Source organism: Nostoc sp. JL34, from assembly GCF_017114945.1.
Lineage (GTDB): Bacteria > Cyanobacteriota > Cyanobacteriia > Cyanobacteriales > Nostocaceae > Nostoc.
On the sequence record NZ_JABXKQ010000144.1, the window covers coordinates 25,638 to 47,958 of the forward strand.

General features: G+C 43.5%; 27 protein-coding genes and 1 tRNA gene. 15 read left to right on the plus strand and 13 right to left on the minus strand.

Translation table 11 applies throughout. From position 1 onward, the window contains the following. Positions 1-7 precede the first annotated feature (7 nt). The 5 genes from HWQ44_RS26240 (at position 8) to HWQ44_RS26260 (ending at position 3,029) form a co-directional block, all read left to right on the plus strand. Positions 8-367 carry a DUF4870 domain-containing protein gene (locus HWQ44_RS26240; protein ID WP_292724776.1) on the plus strand — a complete coding sequence of 120 codons (360 nt, stop codon included), beginning with the start codon at positions 8-10 and terminating at the stop codon, positions 365-367. A gap of 388 nt (positions 368-755) precedes the next feature. Continuing rightward, positions 756-1,736 carry a porphobilinogen synthase gene (hemB, locus tag HWQ44_RS26245; protein ID WP_292706913.1) on the plus strand — a complete coding sequence of 327 codons (981 nt, stop codon included), beginning with the start codon at positions 756-758 and terminating at the stop codon, positions 1,734-1,736. A gap of 183 nt (positions 1,737-1,919) precedes the next feature. Then, positions 1,920-2,174, plus strand: a complete 255-nt coding sequence (locus HWQ44_RS26250; RefSeq protein WP_292724777.1) for a hypothetical protein — start codon at positions 1,920-1,922, stop codon at positions 2,172-2,174. Further along, positions 2,171-2,587: a type II toxin-antitoxin system VapC family toxin gene (locus HWQ44_RS26255; protein ID WP_292724779.1), complete on the plus strand. Its 417-nt coding sequence runs from the start codon at positions 2,171-2,173 to the stop codon at positions 2,585-2,587. The genes HWQ44_RS26250 and HWQ44_RS26255 overlap by 4 nt, the downstream gene beginning before the upstream one ends. A 235-nt stretch (positions 2,588-2,822) precedes the next feature. Then, entirely contained in the window at positions 2,823-3,029 is a 207-nt protein-coding gene (locus HWQ44_RS26260; protein ID WP_292724780.1) for a hypothetical protein, read from the plus strand. Positions 3,030-3,065: 36 nt separating this feature from the next. On the opposite strand, the gene HWQ44_RS26265 is transcribed toward HWQ44_RS26260, so the two are convergent. Continuing rightward, a complete protein-coding gene (locus HWQ44_RS26265) occupies positions 3,066-3,215 on the minus strand; it encodes a hypothetical protein (RefSeq protein WP_292724782.1) in 150 nt (49 codons plus the stop codon). A gap of 88 nt (positions 3,216-3,303) precedes the next feature. On the opposite strand from HWQ44_RS26265, the gene HWQ44_RS26270 reads away from it, so the two are divergent. The 5 genes from HWQ44_RS26270 to HWQ44_RS26290 all read left to right on the plus strand — a co-directional run bounded on the left by HWQ44_RS26270 (position 3,304) and on the right by HWQ44_RS26290 (position 7,874). Next, entirely contained in the window at positions 3,304-4,287 is a 984-nt protein-coding gene (locus tag HWQ44_RS26270) for an alpha-ketoacid dehydrogenase subunit beta (RefSeq protein ID WP_292724784.1), read from the plus strand. A 143-nt stretch (positions 4,288-4,430) separates the two neighbouring features. Next, positions 4,431-5,843 (plus strand): protein translocase subunit SecD, encoded by a 1,413-nt coding sequence (gene secD / locus HWQ44_RS26275; RefSeq protein WP_292724898.1) that lies wholly within the window; start codon positions 4,431-4,433, stop codon positions 5,841-5,843. After that, on the plus strand, positions 5,840-6,829 hold the full coding sequence (secF, locus tag HWQ44_RS26280; protein WP_292724786.1) for a protein translocase subunit SecF: 990 nt from the start codon (positions 5,840-5,842) through the stop codon (positions 6,827-6,829). The genes secD and secF overlap by 4 nt, the downstream gene beginning before the upstream one ends. Before the next feature lie 72 nt (positions 6,830-6,901). Then, positions 6,902-7,315: a hypothetical protein gene (locus HWQ44_RS26285; protein WP_292724788.1), complete on the plus strand. Its 414-nt coding sequence runs from the start codon at positions 6,902-6,904 to the stop codon at positions 7,313-7,315. An 88-nt stretch (positions 7,316-7,403) separates the two neighbouring features. Next, positions 7,404-7,874, plus strand: a complete 471-nt coding sequence (locus HWQ44_RS26290) for a GNAT family N-acetyltransferase (RefSeq protein WP_292724790.1) — start codon at positions 7,404-7,406, stop codon at positions 7,872-7,874. Here HWQ44_RS26290 and HWQ44_RS26295 read toward each other — a convergent pair. The 6 genes from HWQ44_RS26295 to HWQ44_RS26320 form a co-directional block, all read right to left on the minus strand. Then, complete coding sequence (locus tag HWQ44_RS26295) at positions 7,837-8,757, minus strand: HAMP domain-containing sensor histidine kinase (RefSeq protein ID WP_292724792.1); 921 nt, start codon at positions 8,755-8,757, stop codon at positions 7,837-7,839. The genes HWQ44_RS26290 and HWQ44_RS26295 overlap by 38 nt on opposite strands. Before the next feature lie 98 nt (positions 8,758-8,855). Next, a complete protein-coding gene (locus HWQ44_RS26300) occupies positions 8,856-9,464 on the minus strand; it encodes an L-threonylcarbamoyladenylate synthase (RefSeq protein ID WP_292724794.1) in 609 nt (202 codons plus the stop codon). 65 nt (positions 9,465-9,529) lie between these two features. After that, positions 9,530-10,420 (minus strand): peptide chain release factor N(5)-glutamine methyltransferase, encoded by an 891-nt coding sequence (prmC, locus tag HWQ44_RS26305; RefSeq protein ID WP_292724796.1) that lies wholly within the window; start codon positions 10,418-10,420, stop codon positions 9,530-9,532. A gap of 25 nt (positions 10,421-10,445) precedes the next feature. After that, positions 10,446-11,261, minus strand: a complete 816-nt coding sequence (locus HWQ44_RS26310; RefSeq protein WP_292724798.1) for a Tic22 family protein — start codon at positions 11,259-11,261, stop codon at positions 10,446-10,448. A 585-nt stretch (positions 11,262-11,846) separates the two neighbouring features. Continuing rightward, positions 11,847-11,920 (minus strand) — tRNA-Pro (locus HWQ44_RS26315). 299 nt (positions 11,921-12,219) lie between these two features. Continuing rightward, a complete protein-coding gene (locus HWQ44_RS26320) occupies positions 12,220-12,771 on the minus strand; it encodes a GNAT family N-acetyltransferase (protein ID WP_292724800.1) in 552 nt (183 codons plus the stop codon). A gap of 471 nt (positions 12,772-13,242) precedes the next feature. Between HWQ44_RS26320 and HWQ44_RS26325 the strand changes: the two genes are divergently transcribed. Together HWQ44_RS26325 and HWQ44_RS26330 are read left to right on the plus strand one after the other, a co-directional pair. After that, positions 13,243-13,962 (plus strand): hypothetical protein, encoded by a 720-nt coding sequence (locus HWQ44_RS26325; RefSeq protein ID WP_012410214.1) that lies wholly within the window; start codon positions 13,243-13,245, stop codon positions 13,960-13,962. A gap of 114 nt (positions 13,963-14,076) precedes the next feature. Then, positions 14,077-14,988 (plus strand): alpha/beta hydrolase, encoded by a 912-nt coding sequence (locus tag HWQ44_RS26330; RefSeq protein WP_292724802.1) that lies wholly within the window; start codon positions 14,077-14,079, stop codon positions 14,986-14,988. Positions 14,989-15,138: 150 nt separating this feature from the next. On the opposite strand, the gene tsaD is transcribed toward HWQ44_RS26330, so the two are convergent. Beyond that, on the minus strand, positions 15,139-16,188 hold the full coding sequence (gene tsaD / locus HWQ44_RS26335; protein WP_292724804.1) for a tRNA (adenosine(37)-N6)-threonylcarbamoyltransferase complex transferase subunit TsaD: 1,050 nt from the start codon (positions 16,186-16,188) through the stop codon (positions 15,139-15,141). 279 nt (positions 16,189-16,467) lie between these two features. Between tsaD and HWQ44_RS26340 the strand changes: the two genes are divergently transcribed. The 3 genes from HWQ44_RS26340 (at position 16,468) to HWQ44_RS26350 (ending at position 17,948) form a co-directional block, all read left to right on the plus strand. Beyond that, complete coding sequence (locus HWQ44_RS26340) at positions 16,468-16,962, plus strand: Photosystem I reaction center subunit III (protein ID WP_292724806.1); 495 nt, start codon at positions 16,468-16,470, stop codon at positions 16,960-16,962. A gap of 37 nt (positions 16,963-16,999) precedes the next feature. Continuing rightward, positions 17,000-17,149 (plus strand): photosystem I reaction center subunit IX, encoded by a 150-nt coding sequence (gene psaJ, locus HWQ44_RS26345; protein ID WP_069070099.1) that lies wholly within the window; start codon positions 17,000-17,002, stop codon positions 17,147-17,149. Between the two features lie 277 nt (positions 17,150-17,426). Continuing rightward, a complete protein-coding gene (locus tag HWQ44_RS26350; RefSeq protein ID WP_292724809.1) occupies positions 17,427-17,948 on the plus strand; it encodes a photosystem I reaction center protein subunit XI in 522 nt (173 codons plus the stop codon). A 73-nt stretch (positions 17,949-18,021) separates the two neighbouring features. Here the strand turns inward: HWQ44_RS26350 and gmk are convergent, their stop codons facing one another. From gmk to tyrS, 5 genes are all read right to left on the minus strand, one after another. Then, positions 18,022-18,621: a guanylate kinase gene (gene gmk, locus HWQ44_RS26355; protein WP_292724900.1), complete on the minus strand. Its 600-nt coding sequence runs from the start codon at positions 18,619-18,621 to the stop codon at positions 18,022-18,024. A 170-nt stretch (positions 18,622-18,791) separates the two neighbouring features. Continuing rightward, positions 18,792-19,058: an extracellular matrix/biofilm regulator RemA gene (remA, locus tag HWQ44_RS26360; protein ID WP_073639751.1), complete on the minus strand. Its 267-nt coding sequence runs from the start codon at positions 19,056-19,058 to the stop codon at positions 18,792-18,794. 422 nt (positions 19,059-19,480) lie between these two features. Further along, positions 19,481-20,230: a hypothetical protein gene (locus HWQ44_RS26365; RefSeq protein ID WP_292724816.1), complete on the minus strand. Its 750-nt coding sequence runs from the start codon at positions 20,228-20,230 to the stop codon at positions 19,481-19,483. Continuing rightward, positions 20,227-20,946 carry an orotidine-5'-phosphate decarboxylase gene (pyrF, locus tag HWQ44_RS26370; RefSeq protein WP_292724817.1) on the minus strand — a complete coding sequence of 240 codons (720 nt, stop codon included), beginning with the start codon at positions 20,944-20,946 and terminating at the stop codon, positions 20,227-20,229. Before pyrF ends, HWQ44_RS26365 begins: the two co-directional genes overlap by 4 nt. Positions 20,947-20,967: 21 nt before the next feature. Next, positions 20,968-22,161: a tyrosine--tRNA ligase gene (gene tyrS / locus HWQ44_RS26375; RefSeq protein WP_292724819.1), complete on the minus strand. Its 1,194-nt coding sequence runs from the start codon at positions 22,159-22,161 to the stop codon at positions 20,968-20,970. Between the last annotated feature and the right edge of the window lie 160 nt (positions 22,162-22,321).

Sequence of the window (22,321 nt, forward strand, 5' to 3'; positions counted from 1 at the left end):
GAAAGGAATGTACGACACAGACAAGCGAAAGCTTCTATCTGCCTTGTCGCATGGAGCCATTTTTTTTAGCACGACACTGGTATCTGTAAGTATACCTATTGTCATACTGCTCGTATCTGATGATCTTGTTGTTAAAGAAAACGCTAGAGAATCCATCAATTTCCACTTTAATGTCTGGCTTTATGGAGCGATTCTGGGAGCGCTGTTTTTTCTATTCGGTTGGTTAGTGTTACCTCTATTATTACTGGGGCCACTAGCCGGTATCGGGTATTTGTTACACTGGGGATTAACAATTTGGGCACTCATCGGAGTTTTCAGCAATCCTGATATACCCTTCCGCTATCCCTATATTTTCCGAGTTTTCTAGCACCGATTTATGAGGATTGGGTATTGAGCATTGGTAAATGTCAGATTAAGCTGTTGAGCCTTGAATTTGCACACACCCAATCGCCAGGATTTTCTCAACAGACGGTCTTATCATTTGGAATTTTGTTAGCGAGTCCACGTTCACTTTTAGCGTCTCGTAGAGAGCATCATTTGGAATTTTGAATTGCTTACTATGTTGTTTTTTTTCCAGTCCGTCGGATAGGTGCAACCAAGCTGTAGAATACAAAATTGCCCCACAACTTGATTAAGAGTAGGGCAAAGGACAGTTAAGCACTGTTTGTAGTCTGTCTGACGGCAGGAAAATTTTAGCCTGCTTTTGTGACGCTTTATTTTGTGTCCATTTGCGTTGTTTTTCTTCATAAAATTTTATGTTTCCTACACACCGCCCCCGTCGTCTGCGTACCCATCCTCAACTGCGTCGGATGGTTCGTGAAACTGTTTTAACAACAAGCGATTTAATCTATCCATTATTTGCCGTACCAGGTGAGGGAATCGCTAATGAGGTGAAATCCATGCCCGGAGTTTACCAACTTTCGGTAGATAAAATTGTTGAAGAAGCAAAAGAAGTTTATGACTTAGGAATTCCTTCTATTATTTTATTTGGGATTCCGGCTGATAAAGATGTGGATGCTACTGGCGCTTGGCATGATTGCGGAATTGTCCAAAAAGCGGCGACGGCGGTAAAAGCAGCAGTGCCAGATTTGATTGTAATTGCCGATACTTGTTTGTGTGAATACACCAGCCACGGTCATTGTGGTTATCTACAAGTTGGTGATTTAACAGGACGAGTTCTAAATGACCCAACTCTGGAATTGTTGAAGAAAACAGCGGTTTCTCAAGCAAAAGCTGGTGCCGATATCATCGCGCCTTCTGGGATGATGGATGGGTTTGTGCAAGCAATTCGTCAAGGTTTAGATGAAGCCGGATTTCAAGATACACCGATCTTGTCTTATGCTGCTAAATATGCTTCGGGTTATTATGGCCCATTTCGGGATGCAGCAGACTCGACGCCGCAATTTGGGGACAGAAGAACTTACCAAATGGACCCAGGTAACTCCCGCGAAGCAATTAAAGAAATTGAATTGGATATCGCTGAAGGTGCTGATATGCTGATGGTTAAGCCAGCCTTGGCATATATGGATATTATTTGGCGGGTGAAGGAAGCGAGTAACTTACCAGTTGCAGCCTACAATGTTTCTGGTGAGTATGCGATGGTGAAAGCTGCGGCTCTTAATGGTTGGATTGATGAAGAGCGCGTGGTTATGGAAACTTTAACTGGATTTAAACGGGCTGGTGCAGACTTGATTTTGACTTATCATGCCAAAGATGCGGCACGATGGTTAAAGTAGGCTAGGCATATTGAATACTAATTTAGTGGGAAATCTCACGCAGAGGCGCGAAGACGCAGAGTTGTGTTTTGGTGTTTGGGTGTGAGATTTTTGTATTTTGGGTTTGGCTGGTGCGAAATTCAAAAAAAATTAACTAATCCGCGTTATACTTGTCATACGCGTATTGCAAGGACGAGAAAAGTTATGCTCAGTGTCAGGCTGGACGAAGAAACAGAACGGCAGCTAGCTGATATCTTGGCTCACGAGCAAACGGACAAGAGCGAGTTGATCCGACGCTTGATTGCTGAACGCTGGCTAACCTTACAAGCGGGTAAAACTTTGGTAGAGAGGCGGGGTGGACACCCTGAACATCTGCTACAAGATGCACCAACGGATTTATCAGAACGCTCAAACCGTAAGAAAGCGATCGCCAAATATCTTAATAAGCGCCATCCATGACCTACTATCCGCTTATACTCGCGGATAGCGGGTTTTTGTTTGCGTACTACAGCGCTAGAGATAAGTATCACCAACAAGTGCGTAGCTTCTTTGAGAACTGTACTTCTAGATTAGTGACTACGCCCATTTGTATTACAGAAGTGGTGTGGTTGCTGAACTTAGATTGGCGTACACAAAACGAGTTTCTTCTAGATGTTGCTAAACAACTCTATGAGTGTGAGCAACTATTGCCGCAAGATTTTTCGCGTATTGCTGAGTTGAATACTCAGTACAGAGATTTACCAGGGGATTTTGCAGATTTATCTTTGATCGTCATTTCGGAACGCTTAGATATTGCTGCGATCGCTACTTTGGACAGTGATTTTGATATTTATCGGCGTTATCGAAAAAAACCTTTTGAGCGGGTGTTTTAGGGATGGCGATCGCTACTTCATAATAATTTTTTCAGCGTATACCACTAGCTAAGATTCCTAAAATTTTATTGACATCTTTAAGATAATATTCACTTAAGTCTATCTGGATAGATTGCCGTTCTAATTTTAAAAATTGCCAAATACTTCCAGTCGTGACGGTTCCATCGCACTATACAAATTAAGCATAATGTGAATTATGGTATTTAGTCGTTTCAGACGCTTACTATAACCCTGATTGACTCATATTTATGAACAGTTACGCAGCTTGCGGCAGAAACTTGATGCCAGAGCTAAACTTTTGCAAGAGCTACCCAGTAATAGAGAAACTCAAGCCGCCACCCTCAAAAAAGAAATTGAGAGTCTCATCAATCAATACAACCTTGGCGATTTGAATTTTGTAGGACACGCATCTTGCCTGTCCTACGAAAGGGTTGATTTCTAGGAGTTTCTGAAGCACATTTTTCGTATATTGTCAACGTTATAGTACATAAATAGAGGATTCTCTCGTTTGCCAGAGTGAGAGGCGATCGCTCATCAAGCTCATAAAACCGATAACATCTAAATTAAATAGCTTTGATATAGTTATGGCAATTACTCGCTCTATACTTGGGGCGGTTCGTTTAAACAACCCAATCTCTAACTAGTGCGATCGCTCACCGTATTTGCGACAGCAGCACGATAAAATTCTAAAACTATAATCGTACTAAAAGGTCTAAATGGCAGAAACACTATTCTTCAACGCCTTACGGGAAGCCATTGATGAAGAAATGGCGCGTGACTCCAGCGTATTCGTTCTCGGTGAAGATGTCGGACACTACGGCGGTTCCTATAAAGTTACCAAAGACCTGTACCAAAAATATGGCGAACTCCGCATTCTAGACACCCCCATTGCTGAAAATAGCTTTACTGGGATGGCTGTGGGAGCCGCAATGACTGGGTTACGTCCCATCATTGAAGGCATGAACATGGGCTTTTTACTGCTCGCCTTCAATCAAATATCCAACAACGCTGGGATGCTCCGCTATACTTCTGGCGGTAACTTTAAAATTCCGATGGTAATTCGCGGCCCTGGAGGTGTGGGACGGCAGTTAGGGGCAGAACATTCCCAGCGACTAGAAACTTATTTCCAAGCTGTGCCAGGGTTGAAGATTGTTGCCTGTTCCACACCAAGAAACGCCAAAGGACTACTAAAATCCGCAATCCGCGATGATAACCCGGTATTGTTCTTTGAACACGTTTTACTTTACAACTTGAAAGAAGATTTACCAGAAGAAGAATATTTACTACCCTTAGATAAAGCCGAAGTTGTGCGTCAAGGGAAAGATGTCACAATTATCACTTATTCTCGGATGCGGCATCATGTGCTACAAGCGGTAAAAACACTTGAAAAACAAGGTTACGATCCAGAAGTTATCGACCTTATATCCCTCAAACCATTAGATTTTGATACCATTGGTGCATCAATACGTAAAACCCATAAAGTCATTGTTGTGGAAGAATCCATGCGAACAGCGGGGATTGGAGCAGAAGTCATCGCCTCAATAAACGATCGCTTATTCGATGAATTGGATGCGCCAGTACTACGACTTTCTTCTCAAGATATTCCCACACCCTATAACGGCAATCTGGAACGACTGACAATCATTCAACCAGAGCAAATCGTAGAAGCTGTGGAAAAAATGGTAGCTTTGCGAGTCTAGGGATTGGGAACTGGTGACTGGGGACTGGGTACAAGGCGAATAACCAATGCCGAATGCCCAATCCCCGATCCCCAGTCCCCAATACTTGCTCATAACTCCATAAAAGAGCGCTATTATAGCGTTTGTCAGTTGCGAGTTATGGTATGCAAAGACAGCGATCGCTATTAATTTTGATTTTAGTTCTGATAATCGCCGCTATTACGGTGATTGCCACAATTCCGATACCCCTTGGACTGGACTTGCGCGGAGGTTCACAGCTCACAATTCAGGTGAAACCATCAGCGGATATTCCCAAAATCACCGACCGAGAATTGGAAGGTGTGAAGAAAGTTGTCGAAGGCCGGATTAATGGTCTGGGTGTTTCTGAGCCAGTTATCCAAACAGTCGGTGCAGATAAAATATTGGTGCAACTACCAGGAGTTAATGATCCAGAGCAAGCTGAACGGGTGTTAGGGGGTACGGCGCAGTTAGAATTTCGTACCCAAAAAGCGAATACAGAAACCCAACTGCTTGCTTTCCAAGCATCTAGAGCCGAATTGAAAGCCAAGCAAGAAGAGTTAAGAAAGAGTACCGACAAAGCAGCAATTGTCAAAAATCAAGAAGATTTGCAGAAAAGTAATCAAGCGATCGCAGAATTGTATGAAAGCACCAATCCACCGCTAATTGGCAAATACCTCAAGGATGCATACGGTGAACCCACTCAAGGTAACAACTGGCATGTTGGCATTCGCTTCGACCAAAAGGGTGGTGAACTGTTTGCCGATTTAACGAAAAAGCTCGCTGGTACTGGGCGTAGCATTGGTGTTTTTCTAGACAATGAACTGATCAGCGCTCCTAGCGTGGGTATAGAATTTGCCGCAACTGGTATTACTGGTGGCTCTGCCGTGATTACAGGAAGGTTTACCGCACAAGAAGCCAATGACTTAGGCGTGCAGTTACGCGGTGGTGCATTACCTGTACCAGTAGAAATCGCAGAAAGGCGGACAGTCGGAGCAACCTTGGGTAGAGATAGCATTCAAAGTAGTATTTATGCTGGAGTCGGTGGTTTGACTTTAGTATTAATATTCATGGTGGTTTACTATCGACTACCAGGATTGATTGCCGATGTATCACTAGTGATCTATTCCCTTTTAACTTGGTCAACATTCGCTTTATTGGGCGTCACCCTGACTTTGCCGGGAATTGCTGGTTTCATTCTCAGTATTGGGATGGCAGTTGATGCCAACGTGCTAATTTTTGAACGGACGCGGGAAGAATTACGGGCTGGTAAATCCCTGTATCGTTCAGTAGAATCTGGTTTTTACCGAGCATTTTCTAGTATTTTAGATAGCAACGTCACTACATGGATTGCTTGTGCTGCTCTATTTTGGCTAGGGTCTGGTTTAGTTAAAGGCTTTGCTCTTACCTTAGCTTTGGGGGTGGCTGTGAGTATGTTTACCGCAATTACCTGTAGTCGGACATTGCTGTTTTTGGCAATTTCAATTCCCTCCTTGCGGAAGACAGAACTTTTTTGTCCAAACCTGCCAGCATCGAATAAGGCAGAGGTGACTCCATGAAACTGAGTATTAACAAATCGCGATCGCTTTGGTGGAGTATTTCTGCCGCGATCATCCTCGCTGGTATCATCTCAATGGTGATTTCTTGGCAACAACCCAGTATTCGTTCCCCCTTACGTCCCGGTTTAGATTTTATTGGTGGTACGCGGTTGCAGTTTGTCCGAGATTGCACCAAAGCCGGTAACTGCGACAAACCAATTGATATCAACGCTGTCCGGGAAGTAGCAAAAGCACAGGGATTAGGTGACAGTAGCATCCAACTTGTCTCAGAAAATGGTGTAGAAAATGGTGTATTAATTCGGTCAAAAGATTTGAGTGTCGATCAACGTACCAAGTTACAAAACGCTTTGAGCGAAGAAATCGGCGTTTTTGACCCGCAAAAGAACCAGATTGACTCCGTTGGGCCCACCTTAGGAAAAGAACTGTTTACATCTGGGCTATTAGCTCTGATAGTTTCCTTCATCGGTATTACTATCTACATGAGCTTCCGCTTCCAGTTAGATTATGCTGTATTTGCGATCGTTGCCCTACTCCACGATATCTTGATCACAGTAGGGGCTTTTTCATTTTTGGGTTTGGTGGCGGGCATCGAAGTAGATAGCCTTTTTATTGTCGCCTTACTTACTATCACAGGTTTCTCAGTCAACGATACAGTGGTAATTTACGATCGCATTCGGGAAACCATAAAAATCCATCCCGAACAGCCGATTGCCGAAATTGTCGATGATGCGGTTAACCAAACATTGACAAGATCGATCAACACTACCTTAACCGTATTACTGACATTGTCTGCAATCTTTCTATTTGGCGGAGAAACACTGAAAAACTTTTCCCTCGCTTTGATTATTGGCTTCACAATGGGAGCTTATTCGAGTATTTTCATCGCCAGTACTCTTCTAACTTGGTGGCGAGAGCGGAAAGGGGAATCCCAGGTGTTAGACAACGCTGATTCAATTGATACATCTGCGAGTTCCCAGGATAGTTAAACTTGTGTATATTTCACAATTGGGTGAAAGCATTTTGAATTGCTCACCCATGTTTTGCAATTTTATTCCTCTATGGATCAACCGGAAGAACCATTAACTACTGTCCCAGACTCTGAGAAATCCGATCCATCGTTTGCTCAACAAGTACAAAGGCTACATCAGCTGACAGTATATGGCAGGTGGCTATTTGTGGGCTGTCTATGGCTGACTGTTGCGCCTGTCTCCTTGTGGGGTCTACATACAGAAATTTCTCTGTGGCAACAATATTTTACCTGGGTGGCAGTAAGATTTGGACTCTTCTACCATCCATTGTCTACCTTCGGTCTAGCCTTTTGTATTGGGATGACCGCTGCTGTTTTAGTTTGGCAAAGTCGGAATATTCTACTCGGACTACCACAGCAGGAAAAACAACGTTTAGAAAAACAAGTTTATCGGATACGTCAGCAGGGGCGAACTCATCCTCTGTGGAAGTGGATTTGTGATTAAATCGTTGCATATACATATACACGTACTGCAATTTCTAGCAAAATATGACTTAACTATACAAAGATACTGCCAAAAGTGGATGCCATACATGAACAATCTTCAGATTCAATTTAGCGATCGCAAGTCTGAAATTGACCTTTACCAACTCCAAGAACTGTTAAACGTTTCAGCTTTTTGGGCAAAGGGACGGAGTATTGAGGATTTAGGTATAGCCATTGCCAACAGTGAGCCAGTGATTTCCGTCTGGGATAGCGATCGACTCATTGGCTTTGCGAGAGCAACATCTGATGGCATATATCGCGCCACAATTTGGGATGTTGTCATTCATCCCAAATATCAAAGTAGTGGGTTGGGAAGCAATTTAGTAGAAACCGTTTTGAGTCATCCCCGCATGAGGTGGGTTGAGCGTGTTTACCTGATGACTACTCACGAGCAGGGTTTCTACAAAAAGATTGGTTTTCAACCAAACACCACTACTACGATGGTGTTATATAACCAAGCTAACCGTGCTTTGGTTCCTGCTACAGAAGTTCAGCTTCAGGAATCACTAGGGGGATAGAAATTTGTAGTCTAGTAAGGTGCTGAGGTGGATTATGAGCAATGGTCGAGGGCAGGATTTCTAACTTTCCTCCCATAACTTCCACCAAAGTTTGATTGATTAATAGCCTCATTCCTGGGGAAAGAGGAGCGTTTTTTTGGTCAATTTGGGTCGGCTGATCTTCAGATTTGATCAAATCAATCGGCTCGCTCCAGGGTATGGTATGGGTTGGGAAATCCAGCCAAATGGTTACAAAATTATTTGTAGATAGGCTGCTGCTGGAAATATAGATGCTGCCTTCCTCCATCTGAGTAATGGCAGTGTCTATTAAACTTATCAATATTTGGCGGAGCCAGAGGTGATCTGCCAAAACATAAATTTCTGGATCGGCAGGTAACAATTGCAAGGGAAAGTTGCGATTTGCCGCCAGCATATAAGTTAAATTATGAACCTCCTCCAAAATTTGGGCTAAGGGTCTGGGCTGAATATCTAATTTATTGGTACCATGTTCAGTTCTAGCAACGGTGAGAATTTCATCCATCAGCTTCAGCAGTTTCAGCGTTCGCTCGTGAGCTTGGGCAATAAATTCTCGTTCTTCAGCTGGATCTTCACACAAATCGGACAAAATTAACTGATGCAAGCCAATTAGACCATTCAGGGGCGATCGCAATTCATGGGTAGTCCGCGCTAAAAAACCAGCTTTAAACTGGCTCATCTCCCTTGCCATTTGGTATGCCAGCTGCGTTTGCTGTAGCTGTTGCGATATTGGTGGCATATCTTGTTGAGCTAATGGCGCTACTGGGGATGAGCTAGATGAAACATTTGACGAGCGCACAAATAACCGACCAAAAACCATACCTAGTGCTATTCCTGCTCCTAGATATATCCAGTTGCTCCAATTCATAATCTGGCAATTATTAACTTGTTAATTGATCACAACAGCGCAAACTAAAGTTCCAGATTTCTCTGTTGTTAAAATCAGGGAAACAACATTATAGCTATCTATATCTGGTTATCGCTCGAAATCTCTAACTTGATCGCACCTTGCCGCAAAATCTGCCAATTTATCCCTGTCCATTTAGCAACGGTGGAAGGTACACCCATCCCCAGCGTTTCAGCCTGGTATTCTGTCGTTGCTAGAGTCAAAACTTCGGGAAACTGAGTCTCAATTTCTGCCATCTTTTGCAAAGGTGGCTGACCAGAAAAATTAGCGCTAGTGGTAGCAAGAGGGCCTGTTTGCGCCAAAATAGTTTGAGCGATCGCACTCTTAGGGACTCGGATACCAATTGTTGTCGGATCAATGGGATTCATTACTTTTGGCAGGCGTTGACTCGCTGGCAAAACTAATGTCAGCCCTCCTGGCCAATATTTATCTGCTAGTTCTCGCCAAACTTTATACTCATTCTCACTACCTTTGACATACAGCCACAAATCTTCAGCACTAGCAGCCATCAAAATCAAAGGTTTATCTTGACTGCGTTGCTTTGCCGCAAAAATTAATGCTGCTTTTTCAGGTATGGCTGCAAGTGCAGGCACGGTATCCGTGGGAAAGCTCACTAAAAAGCCAGCGCGTGCGCCATCTATTAGATTTGTAAGGGAAACTTGGGTCATTTTTATGGAGTCGGGTATGGGGCATTTTTCCTATTCCCTATGCGCCATGCCCCATGCCCTATTTCCTAACTTTTATAGGCCAGGGCAAAGCGTTCAATTCCAGCTAAATCAGCGTGAATTTGAATTTTACAATAGCTACCTTGATTTTGCAAAAGTTCTCGCACTGCATCAGCCTGTCCTGCCATCATCTCAACCAGCCACACTCCACCCGATCGCAAATAACTGGGGGAGATTTCTATCAAATGGCGAATGCAATCTAAGCCATCAGCGCCACCATCGAGAGCTAGATGCGGTTCATGGTTAACTACTTCCGGTTGCAAAGTAGGTAAGGTGCTGGTGGGGATGTAAGGAGGGTTCGATACCATACCACTGAACTGACCTTTTAACAATGCCAGTGGCTCCCACCAGGAACCTTGATAAAATCGAATGTGGTCAGCAAGACCCAAATTATCGGCGTTGGCTTGAGCGATCGCCAGAGCTTCTAAACTGTAATCAACTGCATGAATTGTTGCTTTTGGCAAGATATCTGCTAATCCCAGTGCGATCGCTCCACTCCCAGTCCCTAAATCCGCCCAGTGTCGTGACACATCACTAGCAGATGCTTCAGCTAAATCAATTAAACACTCTGTCTCTGGTCTAGGAATCAAAACCGCACTCGACACCGCAATTTTAAACTGACGCCAAGTTGTAACTCCCGCAATATACTGCACTGGTAAGCGGTCATTTAATCGCCTCTGCCACAGTTGGTCTAACTCTTCTAGAGGCAATTGCAGTTGAATTTGCGGCCAGTTTTTAAAAGACTCCAAACGCAGTGCCAAGCGGTCTAACCCAGCAACTTCGAGGAGTAGCCAATCTACCTCCCTTGGTGGGACATCAGTGGCGATCGCTGCTTTAAGAGCTGTATTTCGCCACTGCCAAAGTTGTAAACCAGAAACTATCAGATGTTTCTCCCCCATACCTCAACCTTGGAGCGCATAACCGTTATTTTTTGGGAGCGGGGGCAGCAGGCTTGGCAGCTGGTGATTGATTCGGTGCCAGGGAGCGAATAAAATTGATCGACTCGCGTGATGGATACAGAACAATTTTATTGATACTAGGATCGGTGCTGCTATTGAGAGCTTCCATAACACCGTACAAATCCACCACCTGAATTTCAGTGTTGTCTGCTTCCTTTGGCACGGCTTTTTTGAATTCATCTAACAGAGCTACTGCTTGCTCTTTCTCAAAAAAGAAAGGGATGTACCGCTCGTTGCCTTTGGCAACGGGAATAGTCAGATAGCTATTATCTTTCTTAAATTTGGGTACAAATAAGGGAATACCATTGAATTGCTCCCCTTTTTTACCATTTTGATTCAGCATACTTGTTGCTGAAGCTACCTGTTGTTGCGTCGGTACTAAAGTATAAATTACAGAGTCTGGTTTCTTTTTGCTTTCTTGCACTATTTTATAGTAGTCTGCCAGGGACAAAGGTCTAACCTGTAGGGTGCTTGCCAACTGGGGATTTTCTTTTTTGAGCCGATTGTCAAGGAATTTTTGAGCATCTTGCTTGCTAATAAAAAATCCCACTTGCGAGATTGGCTTAGATGCGTTGTTTCTCGAAAGAACTACGAATTCGCCTTTAGGATTGGTAAGTGTGAATACAGGTACTTCTTGGAGCTTTTTCACTACCTGATCTTGTGGCAGAGCGATCGCCTCTAGATTACCTATTCCAGGGAGATTGCCTATTCCTGAAAGCCCCGTTAAAAATACACTGCCAGCTATACCCAATGTTGCGCCTAAGCGAATAAATGATTTCATGATTGCTCCTCGCATCAATAGTCCAATTAAATTAAACAAATGGTTGGATTTGCACAGCACCAACTAGCTTTAGTTATATAGCAATCTATTTCAGTTGTGAAAAATTCATTGTGCGCGTTGAGGTTGAGTGTTAAGCATCAACGGTCAAAATCCAATATTCCCCAACTACTTAGAGTTGCTATAGTATCGTTTTCACAAATTGGCTGTGCTAACGTTGTGTTTTTCTCGATTTCGCTTCGCTATTCACTGCGAAACGCCGTAGATGCATATTATATGTCTTCTCAATCAGTGAAAAGCCTCTCCATCATCTCTAGCCTTGGAGATGATAAATGCCATTCTATCGGCTTTTTCTCATATCGGTGACGGTATTACTTAATTAATCGTTCCATCTGAGATTGGTTTAACATCTTCTCAAATCTATATAAATCTCAGTGTCAGGAGTAAATTTGCCTGTTAGGTTTTAACAGCTAACACCACAGCAGAACAGCCTAATTGATCTTCTCCCTAAAAATATGCAATTAGACTGCACACACTAGCAAAAGAAACCTCTTTAGTCCAGCTTAACTCTTAACTATATTAATTAAATCGGGATGACAGGATTTGAACCTGCGGCATCCTGCTCCCAAAGCAGGCGCGCTACCAAGCTGCGCTACATCCCGTTATCTTTATCGACTTTTTTGGTTTGATTTTAACTCCCCATCAAAGCGATCGCGCTTTTACACAAGCATTAATTTGATTATATCAGATAACACGGCTTATGCCTAATATCTTTTATCTTCTGCAAAGACGAGCTAGATTACATCCTTACACTGATAAAGGTTTTTCTGCCGACTTAGTTTTACAAGAGATATACTTGCTCCTTCGGTCGGCTAAACCTTGCCAAACCAAATTAAAATAATAGATTTGTACTACTATACCTGATTTTATTGTGCGAATCGGGTTTTATTTGGATTTAGCGCTAGTGAGGATACCAGAACATGCCTTTGATGCCTTCTGGATCAGCCATAAACCCCATAGTGCGGTAGAAATCTACAACATGGGGGTCGGCGAACAGAGTGACATTACTAATTTCTTCACTCCTAAGTTTTTTGAGAACGTATTTCATCAGCGCCTTGCCCAATCCTTGACTTTGAAAGTCTGGGTGAACCACCACATCCCAAATAGTGGCATTAAACGCGTGATCTGAGGTAGCACGGGCAAAACCAATGAGCCGCTTTTGGTTTCCTCTCACCTGCCACATTGAGGCAACGAGAAAACTATGCTCAATAGCTTTTTTAACTTTTCTTAGAGGACGACGCGACCAACCAACTGCATCACAGAGTTCTTCTAGCTCATATAGGTCAATGTCTCGTTCCGTGCTGAAGACGATCCGAGCCTCCTTTGAAGAAGCTTCGCCAATGCTACCGGGGCTGGAGTTGCCCGCAGTTTCAGCTGTATGCTCTTCAAAGGGGTTTGTCCTAGTTGTCGCTACAGATTCAGGAGTACTAAACCAAGTTTTCCAAAAACCCATGCCAACGTGGTTCGGGTAGTATAACTGAATTGGTTTCCACTCTTAGGAGTGTTGATTCACGTTTAACATAGCTACCCCCATTTGCTACCCCTTACACTCAAAGTTTTTCGGTTGTTTTCGGGATTTGCAATGCGAAGAGCCAGTTAAAGCGTGTTTCACACCAATCATTTTCAACTTTAGCATTTTGTTGTAAAGGCTAGGAGAAATTCACCAAAAGGGAAGGATAGAAACAATTGAAAATTCAAAATTCAAAATGGAAAAACCGAATCCTGGCAATTGCTCGTATAGAGCTAAAATGCACGTTAGCTTAGGAGTGTATTGTATACAAAGGATTGGGCATTATTATTCTTCTCTTACTGCTCTGCCCTCTGCCTCGCCAATCCCCATTACCCCTTATCCCCAGAGGGGGCCCCACCATCCCCAACAACCCAGTCCCCAGGTGACGAAAGCAAGCGAGTCTTACCCTTAACAATGGCTTCTGGTTTAAAATCTTCGACACTGGAACTCCTAAAGCGCTTTAACCGAGCGTTTCCCCAGTTTTATGAGCAATTCGTCAGCAGTGAAATTCAACTGCAAAATTTGCGGCTAGCCTACCGTCTCTATAAAACTAGACGTGCTGTGATTGAGCTGAAACCGGAAGGTAGCAAAAGTGCCCTGCATTTTGCTTACCGTAACCAGTCTTTTCTCCTCAGTGATATTTTTGGTGTACTAGCAGCTTATGGGTTGACTATCCACGGTCTGAGTCTATACGGTCAGATCCGTCCACCGATGTTAGTTTTTATCAAACTGTTGGTATCTCGTGGTAGTAAAGCCTTGACCGAGAAAACCGCAGAAAATGTCTGTCGCGCCATTCGCGAGGCTTTAGGAGGTCGGTTTGAGGTAGAAGAGATGCTGGCAGTAGAATTCAATCTTGACACTGGCTTAGAGCAGGTACAAACTGAGTTCTATGTCGATCCAGTCTTTCATCTCCCTGCCCTAGTGATTGAAGCCGATAATCAACCAGGATTATTCTACAAAGTAATGTACGCCATCTGGCAGGAAGACCTTCTGGTAGTCAATGCCAATTTACTGGTTTGGCGCGGACGTACACGGTTAATTCTCTACTTGTTGGGGCCGAATGAAAGTTTAATTCCTGAATATCTCGGTCACAAAATTGCTGAAGGAGTGCGACAGAGGTTGCTGGGTAAATGAAAAAAGTGAGGAGTTATGAGTTATGAGTTAAAAATTAACAACTCTTCATTCCTAACTTCTAACTCTTTGCACTCCGTATTTAGTCGCACCCACCCTTAAGGGTACGATATAAGTATGGCAACTATCGAAATCTTGGGCGTTCCACACGCATACGAGCTAACGGCTCCCACTTCCTGCCCCCATGCTTTAGTATTTATCCACGGTTGGCTTAATAGCCGTGGATATTGGCAACCTGTGATTTCCCGCCTATCAGATGATTTGCAGTGCCTTTCCTATGATTTGCGGGGTTTTGGTGAATCGCAATCCCAGGTGAAAACTGATTTTAGTCGAGCACAAACGTCTCTGAGCCTGACGCCCATCTCCAGTAGTATGGTTAGCTCACCTTTCGATTCTCTTTATACTCCTGCTGCCTATGCTCAGGATTTAGCAGTTCTTCTGAAACAGCTGAATATTACCAGTGCTTGGCTAATTGGTCACTCGTTGGGTGGAACGATAGCTCTTTGGGGAGCAGATCAAATACCTGAGTGCGTTAAGGGAGTTATCTGTATCAACGCTGGCGGTGGTATTTACCTCAAAGAAGCCTTTGAGCAGTTTCGCTCGGCGGGTCAGAAATTTTTGCAAGTCCGTCCGCGCTGGCTTTCTCAAGTGCCTTTGATTGATTTACTGTTTACCAGAGCCAGTGTGGCTCGTCCTTTGGAGCGCTACTGGGCACGTCAGCGGGTAATAGATTTTGTCGTGGCTGACCCAGAAGCGGCTCTGGGAACTCTGTTAGACTCCACAACGCAAGAAGAAATCAATCGTTTACCTGAGCTAGTATCCCAACTGAAGCAGCCAGTTTATTTTTTGGCTGGCGCAGAAGACAAGGTTATGGAACCCAAGTATGTACGCCATTTAGCTAGCTTTCACAGACTGTTCCAATACTGTGGTGACAATGTTCTGGAAATTCCTAATTGCGGACATCTGGCTATGTTGGAACAGCCGGATGCTGTGGCTGATCTCATTCGATCGATAGTCATTAGTCATTAGTCATTAGTCATTAGTCACTAGTCATAAGTCATTAGTCATTAGTCATTAGTCATTGGGTATTGGGCAAAACGCCCTGCTATCTATGTAGAGTAATCATTAGTCAATACTCTTGAGGGTCATTGGTCATTGGTGGTTACAAATGACAAATGACTACTCAATAGGTTGATACAACTTCATCACCTGGGTAAGCGCTAACCTAGACTCAACGCCTAGTGTGAGGGGCGATGTATGACCACGGGATAGATGGTCAGCTGCGGCACAGCCAATCATGGCGGCGTTATCGGTACAGAATTTTAGAGGAGGGAATAGGACACGTAGGTTGTGTTTAATGGCTGCGGCTTGGAGGTTTTTTCTCAAGCCGCTATTAGCTGCTACACCGCCACCAATAGCAATTGTGTCTAGACCATAGTCTAGGGCACAGGCGATCGCTCTTTTGGTCAGCGATCGCGCTACGGTATCCTGAAAGCTAGCTGCTACATCTGCCACTGGCACTTGTCCACCATCTTTTTCTAACTGCTGTACTAAACGTAAGACAGCCGTTTTTAACCCACTAAAGCTTGCATCATAACGATGAAATCCCCCACCGGGTAGAGAAACTTTTCCTTCTGGTAAAGCAAAGGCTTGAGGATTTCCCTGTTGTGCCAACTTGTCAATTACTGGCCCACCGGGATAACCTAGCTTTAACAATCGCGCCACTTTATCAAAGGCTTCACCCGCTGCATCATCACGAGTTTGTCCCAGGGTTTCGTAAATACCACAATCTTTGACATAAATCAAGCTTGTATGTCCGCCTGAAACTAATAAACTAAGAAAAGGGGGATTTAAAGTTGATTCGCTCAAGTAAGTTGCGTAAATGTGACCTTCGAGGTGATGAACTCCCAAAAATGGCTTGTTGTGTACCATTGCCAGAGTTTTGGCAGCAGTTAGCCCCACCAATAGCGCTCCTACAAGTCCAGGGGCACAAGTGGCGGCAATTGCGTCAATTTTTCCCCAGTCTAGTTGGGCTTGCTCAAAGGCTTGTGCGATCGCAACATTTATCGTTTCCAAGTGCTGGCGAGACGCGACTTCTGGCACTACCCCGCCATATTGCTGATGGACTGGAATTTGCGAGGCTACGATACTGCTGCAAACTTTACGATTGTTAACAATTGCGACGGCAGTTTCATCACAGCTGGTTTCTATTGCTAAAACGGTTGTCATTGAGAGTAATCAGTGCTGGGTGCTGAGTCTGGAGTCCTGAGTGATAGAGAAAATCTTGCTTCTTTACTACCCTACAACAACAATTCTTATAGTTGGCACTTCTTCCTGGGCAGTCAACACTCTATTTTGGTTGAGAAGCTTTAACTTTTATTTACTTAAACTTTACTCGGTTCCCACCCAAGAGTATGATGACTTCCTAGTTATGCAAATAAACAACTGTACAAGCCGCTTCGTTTTGTACAAAAAACTTCTTGTTTTGTAATAAAAGGAAACAACTCTATGCGACGATTGTTTGCTTTGATGTTAGCGATCTGTCTTTGGTTCAACTTTGCCCCCCCAGCACAGGCTTTAGGGGCTAATTTGACACCGTGCAAAGACAATCCCGCTTTTCAAGAGCTAGCAGCTAATGCCCGTAACACCACCGCTGATCCCCAATCAGGGAAAAAGCGATTTGAGCGTTATTCTCAAGAACTGTGTGGTCCTGAGGGGTATCCCCACTTGATTGTTGATGGTCGTCTAGATCATGCTGGTGACTTCCTAATCCCTAGCATTCTGTTTCTATATATTGCTGGTTGGATTGGTTGGGTAGGTCGTGCCTATTTGCAAGCAATCAAAAAGGAATCTGACACTGAACTAAAAGAAATCCAAATCGATCTTGGTTTGGCACTACCCATCATCGCGTCAGGCTTTGCTTGGCCAGCAGCAGCAGTCCAAGAATTGCTCTCTGGAAAATTAGCAGCTAAGGATTCAGAAATCCCCGTTTCCCCACGCTAAATCAGCTTAACTAATTCATTCGTTTTGGAGACTAATTATGGCAGACAAAGGCGACCAATCATCTTATTTGATTAAATTCATTTCCACAGCGCCCGTAGCCGCTACGATATGGTTGTTCATCACAGCCGGTATCTTGATTGAATTCAACCGCTTTTTCCCCGACTTACTTTTCCACCCACTGCCATAAGTGTCAAATGGTATTGAGGATCGTTGAATCAATGTCTTGTTTTTTGCCTAATATTGTGTAGTTGATATATTCAGCTTAGTTAGGCAGAATTATCACTAAAATAGACAGCAAAAATAGTTTTTTGAAACTCGTGATACTGTTTACAGATCGCGAGTTTCACAGTTTTAAAACTAGCTAAATTAATTTTTCTAAACTTCCTAGCGAAAATACATCTTTAGCTACAATTATTATTAATATAAAAATGCCACCATTTTAATTTAGAGGCTGAACATAAAATATGGCACAAGCAGTAGATGCATCAAAGAATCTTCCTAGCGATCCTAGAAATCGGGAAGTTGTTTTTCCCGCATTTGGCGATCCACAGCTAGGCAACCTAGAAACCCCAGTTAATTCTTCTCCCTTGATCAAGGGGTTCATTAATAATTTACCTGCCTATCGCCCAGGTCTGGCTCCTGCTAGACGCGGTTTGGAAGTTGGTATGGCTCATGGTTACTTTGTATTTGGCCCCTTTGCCAAATTGGGCCCACTGCGGGACACAGCTAACGCTAACTTAGCTGGGTTACTAGGAGCCATCGGCCTGGTTGTTCTTCTTACCGGCGCCCTATCGCTGTATGCCAATAGCAATCCACCCAAAGCACTTCCTAGTGTTACCGTACCCAAGCCTCCAGCAGATGCTTTTAACTCTAAAGAAAGCTGGAACAACTTCGGCAGTTCTTTCTTGATTGGTGGTATTGGTGGTGCAGTAGTTGCTTACTTTTTGACTAGTAACTTGGCACTAATTCAAGGTCTATTTGGTTAATTACTAGGAGTTACGAGTTAGGAGTTAGGAGTTAGAAGTTTAAATTCATAACTTCTAACTCTTAACTCCTAATTTATTTAAACAAAACCGTTTCAATGTCATTTAAAGCAGTTTCAAAATCGTCATTAACGATTTGAATATCAAATTCATCAGCGGCTTGAATTTCTTCTTTGGCGCGGAGTAGACGACGAGCGATCGCTTCTTCAGAGTCTTGGGCACGAGAGCGGATTCGTTTCTCTAATTCATCAAAGGAAGGCGGTAAAATAAAAATGCTGAGGGCACTGGGGAAGGAAGCACGAATTTGTCTTGCCCCTTCTAGTTCAATTTCCAGCACCACCAACTTGCCAGAATGAATTTGGTTAAGTACAGCTTCACGGGGGGTGCCGTAATAGTTACCAGCAAATTCTGCCCATTCTAAAAATTCAGCTTCAGCAACTAATTGTTCAAACTTACTGCGGCTGATGAAGTAATAACTTTTGCCATCGATTTCCCCTGGACGGGGAGAACGAGTCGTCACGGATACGGAATAATAGAGTTCTGGATGACGTTGTAGGAGCGATCGCATTAAAGTGCCTTTACCGACCCCACTGGGGCCAGTTAAAACAATTAACCTGCCTAAATGTAAACATTCTTCGGTAGTAGAACTACTTTGGATGGGTAAAACTGGCATCATCCCTTCAACCTGTGAATCAATCAATACATATTATTCATTAGTCTTGTGTTTTTGGTCTAGTCCACTAGTGACTAAAGAATTTGTAGCAAGAGTGACAGAAGAACTTATCTAATTCACATGGTACTGCCGATATGGTGCAAGTAGAAGTGGGATTTTTAATCTACTGCTAGTCAATTATCTACAGTTTGATGATCGCGGGAAATTACAAAGCGATTCGCTACCGTTTCCGGCTGAATCGCTGACAGAATTACATGGCTGGAATCGGTGATAATTACAGCCCTAGTCCGACGACCGTAAGTTGCATCAATCAGTTGACCTCTGTCCCGTGCATCGGTAATAATCCGCTTAATCGGGGCAGACTCTGGACTGACAATGGCAACTACTCGGTTGGCAGATACGATGTTACCAAAGCCGATGTTGATTAACTGAATGTCCATAAAAAAAACTGACGCTAAAGGCGGTTTGAGAAGCTTGAAATAAACTTATCCTCATGTTATCGCCAAAAAACGGGAGTTACAACGCTTAAATTCAAGCCAGTCTGCGTTTTTAAATAATGTCTGCTTTTTTTAGCTGTTTATCAGCTATTTTTCCTCAAAATCTTCCCAAAGATATAGGTGAAATTCCACTGATACAAGCTAGTTGGGTGATGTCCATTTATTTTGTTTGAAATAAGTATCTGAATCGGAAATTGATAGAGAGCAAAATAGATTGGAACACTCTCGCTCGAACTGTGCTGGCTCAGTACAATGTCAGTGCAGATCAATTAGTATTCTTGGGTCATAGCGAAGATGTGACGTTTCGGGTTGACATTCGGAATCATCAAAATTTTGCTCTATCTGGAGAATATGATGAGCAAGCGTTATTTGTTCTTCGTGTCCATTATCTGATCGCCCAGTTTCGCGATCGCATCTGGCAACTTTACAGCACGCATTCGTCGTACACTTCCAGCTTGGCAATCGCGTAACCAAGCTTTAACCCCTTGGGCAACAGTACCGTTACTACTATCACGTGGCGGGGATAGTGGCTGCTGTTCTAAATGAGAACCAGCTTGAGAAAACATCATTACTAGTTGCCAACCACTTTTAGTTTTAGTCAACAATAGCCAGTGGAATTGTTGCAATTCTACCGCTTTCTTTCCTATGTAGTGCCGCTCCAAGGTAGTAAAGAAAACTTGCTCAACTCCTGATGCATCACTTTTAGGCGCATCTGCACTATATTCTTCAAGATTAAGGGGCAGAGGAGTAAATTCAGGCCTTCCTGCCACTAGAATATAACTGAAAACATCACTGCTTCTACTGAGACGGCGGGCGCGTTGACTAGCGCGATTGGTATAACTAGGCAAATCTTGCAGTAACTGTATAGTTAATGTTTCTAAATTTTGCTCAGAACACAAAGACCTCGCCCCAGTGTTGATATTTTCCTTTTCTGCGATCGCATAAGGTTTAGGGGTGAGGTTTATTGAGAATGCTGGGTAAGCAAGGCTGTTTGATACTACAACCCAGAAGCCACAAGCTAAAAGCCAACTATAATTTTTCTGACTGAGCGAAGAAGCAAGATTGTTCTCCCCTACACCCTGCACTCTGAGTTTCTCACTGACTCTTAGCTTCATGCCACCGTGGTTAACTCCTCAGAAATCCTCTTCCAGGCTAACTCCGGCTCAGTAGCAGTGGTGATGGGACGCCCAATCACTAGATAATCTGCGCCAGCAATAATTGCTTGGGCTGGGGTGAGCGATCGCTTTTGATCGCCAATATCAGCCCAAGTTGGTCTAACTCCCGGACAAACTAACAAAAAGTCATCTCCACAAGTCTCTCGTAGTTGTGCCACTTCTTGGGGTGAACAAACTGCCCCATCCAATCCCACCTCTTGAGCCAGCAGTGCCATTTCTAGGGCGTATTCTGGTAACTCTAGGGGAATCTTTAAATCAAACGCCAACTGCCTAGCAGAAATGCTTGTTAACAAAGTAATAGCAATTAACTTAGGCGGTTTTACACCTGCTTTTGCAGCCCCTTCCTGTGCCGCTTCTGTTGCAGCTTTGAGAGCGTCTCTACCAGATGCAGCATGAATTGTCAATAAATCCACCTCGTAACTAGCTGCACTACGACAAGCGCCAGCGACTGTGTTAGGGATATCGTGAAACTTTAAATCCAGGAAAATGCGCTTTTGCTTGGACTTTAACACTTGCAGAATTTTCGGGCCAGTGCTGGTAAACAACTCTAAGCCTACCTTCCACCAAACCACTTGTGGAAGTTGATCTACAAGAGCGATCGCACTTTGTTCATCCGACACATCCAAAGGCACTATAATTCGTTGTTCTGCGTTCATTTGCAGTTTCCCATTTCCCATTTAAGGCACTAAACGCACAAACTTATTTTTCCCAACTTGTAAAACCTTACCTTGTAACTCAGCAGAATCGGCAAAAGTAGTATCAACATCGGTAACGCGATCGCCATCTAAGCGCACCCCACCCTCTTGAATTTTTCGCTTTCCTTCCCCTGTACTTTTGCACAAGCCACTGACATTGAGAATATACGCTAACTTAGTAGGGAACTGCTGCACGCCAGAAGAAAGAGAAAATTCTGGAACAGCACCTTCCTTGCCGCCGCTTTGGGCTGCAACTTTTGCCTCTTGGGCTGCGGTTTCGCCGTGGTACTGTTTGACAACTTCCCATGCTAGAAGTGTTTGGCGATCGCGGGGATTTTCTGGCAGTTTGTCCAAAGGTAAATCCGTCAACAGTTCAAAATACTCTGACAGTAAATGATCGGGAACTCCTTGCAACTTTTGATACTTTTGTCCTGGGTGTTCTGACAATCCGATATAATTACCTAAAGACTTAGACATTTTTTGAACGCCATCTATGCCAATCAAAATTGGCAACAGCATCCCAAATTGGGGCTTTTGACCAAAATGGCGCTGCAAATCTCTGCCTACAGCAATGTTAAATTTCTGATCAGTCCCACCTAATTCCACATCTGCCTCAACTGCAACCGAATCAAAACCTTGCATTAACGGGTACAGGAACTCATGGATAAAAATCGGATTCTCTTTTTTATAGCGATCGGCAAATCCTTCCTTCGCCAACATCTGCCCTACCGTCATCGTGGAGAGTAACTCCAAAATTTTCTCTAAGTTTAACCCAGAGAGCCATTCGGAGTTATAGCGCACCTCTAATCTTCCTGGTGTGTCAAAATCCAAGATAGGACGTACTTGATCGAGATAAGTCTGAGCATTTTGCGCTACATCTGCTTCTGTAAGCTGACGACGCACTTCAGATTTACCAGTTGGATCGCCAATACGGGCTGTAAAATCGCCAATAATTAAAACTGCTGTATGACCTGCATCTTGAAAACCTCGCAGTTTCCGTACTGGTATGCTATGACCGAGATGAATATCAGTACCTGTAGGGTCAATCCCAAATTTGACCCTCAAAGGTTGGTTTGTAGTTAGTAAGCGCTTTTCTAGACTTTCGCTGTTAACATCAACTGATTGTGGGAAAACTTCTACTACACCACGACGCAGCCAAGCAAAATCTGGTGTCATACTAAAAGACTCATTATTAGCTATGTTTTGCACACTAGAAGTTAAGTTGGTTATAAACACTTGCAATTTATCCACTTTCTCATCTGCCAAACTACTATAATTGCAAAAAATTAACCGCCTTGCTTCACCCAATCAATTACAGTTAAATTTACAAGTGAGG

Excerpts from the sequence above, each read along its gene's own strand:
- HWQ44_RS26240 (WP_292724776.1), top strand. The coding sequence starts at position 8 with ATGTACGACACAGACAAGCGAAAGCTTCTATCTGCCTTGTCGCATGGA.
- hemB (WP_292706913.1), top strand. The coding sequence starts at position 756 with ATGTTTCCTACACACCGCCCCCGTCGTCTGCGTACCCATCCTCAACTG.
- HWQ44_RS26250 (WP_292724777.1), top strand. The coding sequence starts at position 1,920 with ATGCTCAGTGTCAGGCTGGACGAAGAAACAGAACGGCAGCTAGCTGAT.
- HWQ44_RS26255 (WP_292724779.1), top strand. The coding sequence starts at position 2,171 with ATGACCTACTATCCGCTTATACTCGCGGATAGCGGGTTTTTGTTTGCG.
- HWQ44_RS26270 (WP_292724784.1), top strand. The coding sequence starts at position 3,304 with ATGGCAGAAACACTATTCTTCAACGCCTTACGGGAAGCCATTGATGAA.
- secD (WP_292724898.1), top strand. The coding sequence starts at position 4,431 with ATGCAAAGACAGCGATCGCTATTAATTTTGATTTTAGTTCTGATAATC.
- secF (WP_292724786.1), top strand. The coding sequence starts at position 5,840 with ATGAAACTGAGTATTAACAAATCGCGATCGCTTTGGTGGAGTATTTCT.
- HWQ44_RS26285 (WP_292724788.1), top strand. The coding sequence starts at position 6,902 with ATGGATCAACCGGAAGAACCATTAACTACTGTCCCAGACTCTGAGAAA.
- HWQ44_RS26290 (WP_292724790.1), top strand. The coding sequence starts at position 7,404 with ATGAACAATCTTCAGATTCAATTTAGCGATCGCAAGTCTGAAATTGAC.
- HWQ44_RS26295 (WP_292724792.1), bottom strand. The coding sequence starts at position 8,757 with ATGAATTGGAGCAACTGGATATATCTAGGAGCAGGAATAGCACTAGGT.
- HWQ44_RS26300 (WP_292724794.1), bottom strand. The coding sequence starts at position 9,464 with ATGACCCAAGTTTCCCTTACAAATCTAATAGATGGCGCACGCGCTGGC.
- prmC (WP_292724796.1), bottom strand. The coding sequence starts at position 10,420 with ATGGGGGAGAAACATCTGATAGTTTCTGGTTTACAACTTTGGCAGTGG.
- HWQ44_RS26310 (WP_292724798.1), bottom strand. The coding sequence starts at position 11,261 with ATGAAATCATTTATTCGCTTAGGCGCAACATTGGGTATAGCTGGCAGT.
- HWQ44_RS26320 (WP_292724800.1), bottom strand. The coding sequence starts at position 12,771 with ATGGGTTTTTGGAAAACTTGGTTTAGTACTCCTGAATCTGTAGCGACA.
- HWQ44_RS26325 (WP_012410214.1), top strand. The coding sequence starts at position 13,243 with ATGGCTTCTGGTTTAAAATCTTCGACACTGGAACTCCTAAAGCGCTTT.
- HWQ44_RS26330 (WP_292724802.1), top strand. The coding sequence starts at position 14,077 with ATGGCAACTATCGAAATCTTGGGCGTTCCACACGCATACGAGCTAACG.
- tsaD (WP_292724804.1), bottom strand. The coding sequence starts at position 16,188 with ATGACAACCGTTTTAGCAATAGAAACCAGCTGTGATGAAACTGCCGTC.
- HWQ44_RS26340 (WP_292724806.1), top strand. The coding sequence starts at position 16,468 with ATGCGACGATTGTTTGCTTTGATGTTAGCGATCTGTCTTTGGTTCAAC.
- psaJ (WP_069070099.1), top strand. The coding sequence starts at position 17,000 with ATGGCAGACAAAGGCGACCAATCATCTTATTTGATTAAATTCATTTCC.
- HWQ44_RS26350 (WP_292724809.1), top strand. The coding sequence starts at position 17,427 with ATGGCACAAGCAGTAGATGCATCAAAGAATCTTCCTAGCGATCCTAGA.
- gmk (WP_292724900.1), bottom strand. The coding sequence starts at position 18,621 with ATGATGCCAGTTTTACCCATCCAAAGTAGTTCTACTACCGAAGAATGT.
- remA (WP_073639751.1), bottom strand. The coding sequence starts at position 19,058 with ATGGACATTCAGTTAATCAACATCGGCTTTGGTAACATCGTATCTGCC.
- HWQ44_RS26365 (WP_292724816.1), bottom strand. The coding sequence starts at position 20,230 with ATGAAGCTAAGAGTCAGTGAGAAACTCAGAGTGCAGGGTGTAGGGGAG.
- pyrF (WP_292724817.1), bottom strand. The coding sequence starts at position 20,946 with ATGAACGCAGAACAACGAATTATAGTGCCTTTGGATGTGTCGGATGAA.
- tyrS (WP_292724819.1), bottom strand. The coding sequence starts at position 22,161 with ATGACACCAGATTTTGCTTGGCTGCGTCGTGGTGTAGTAGAAGTTTTC.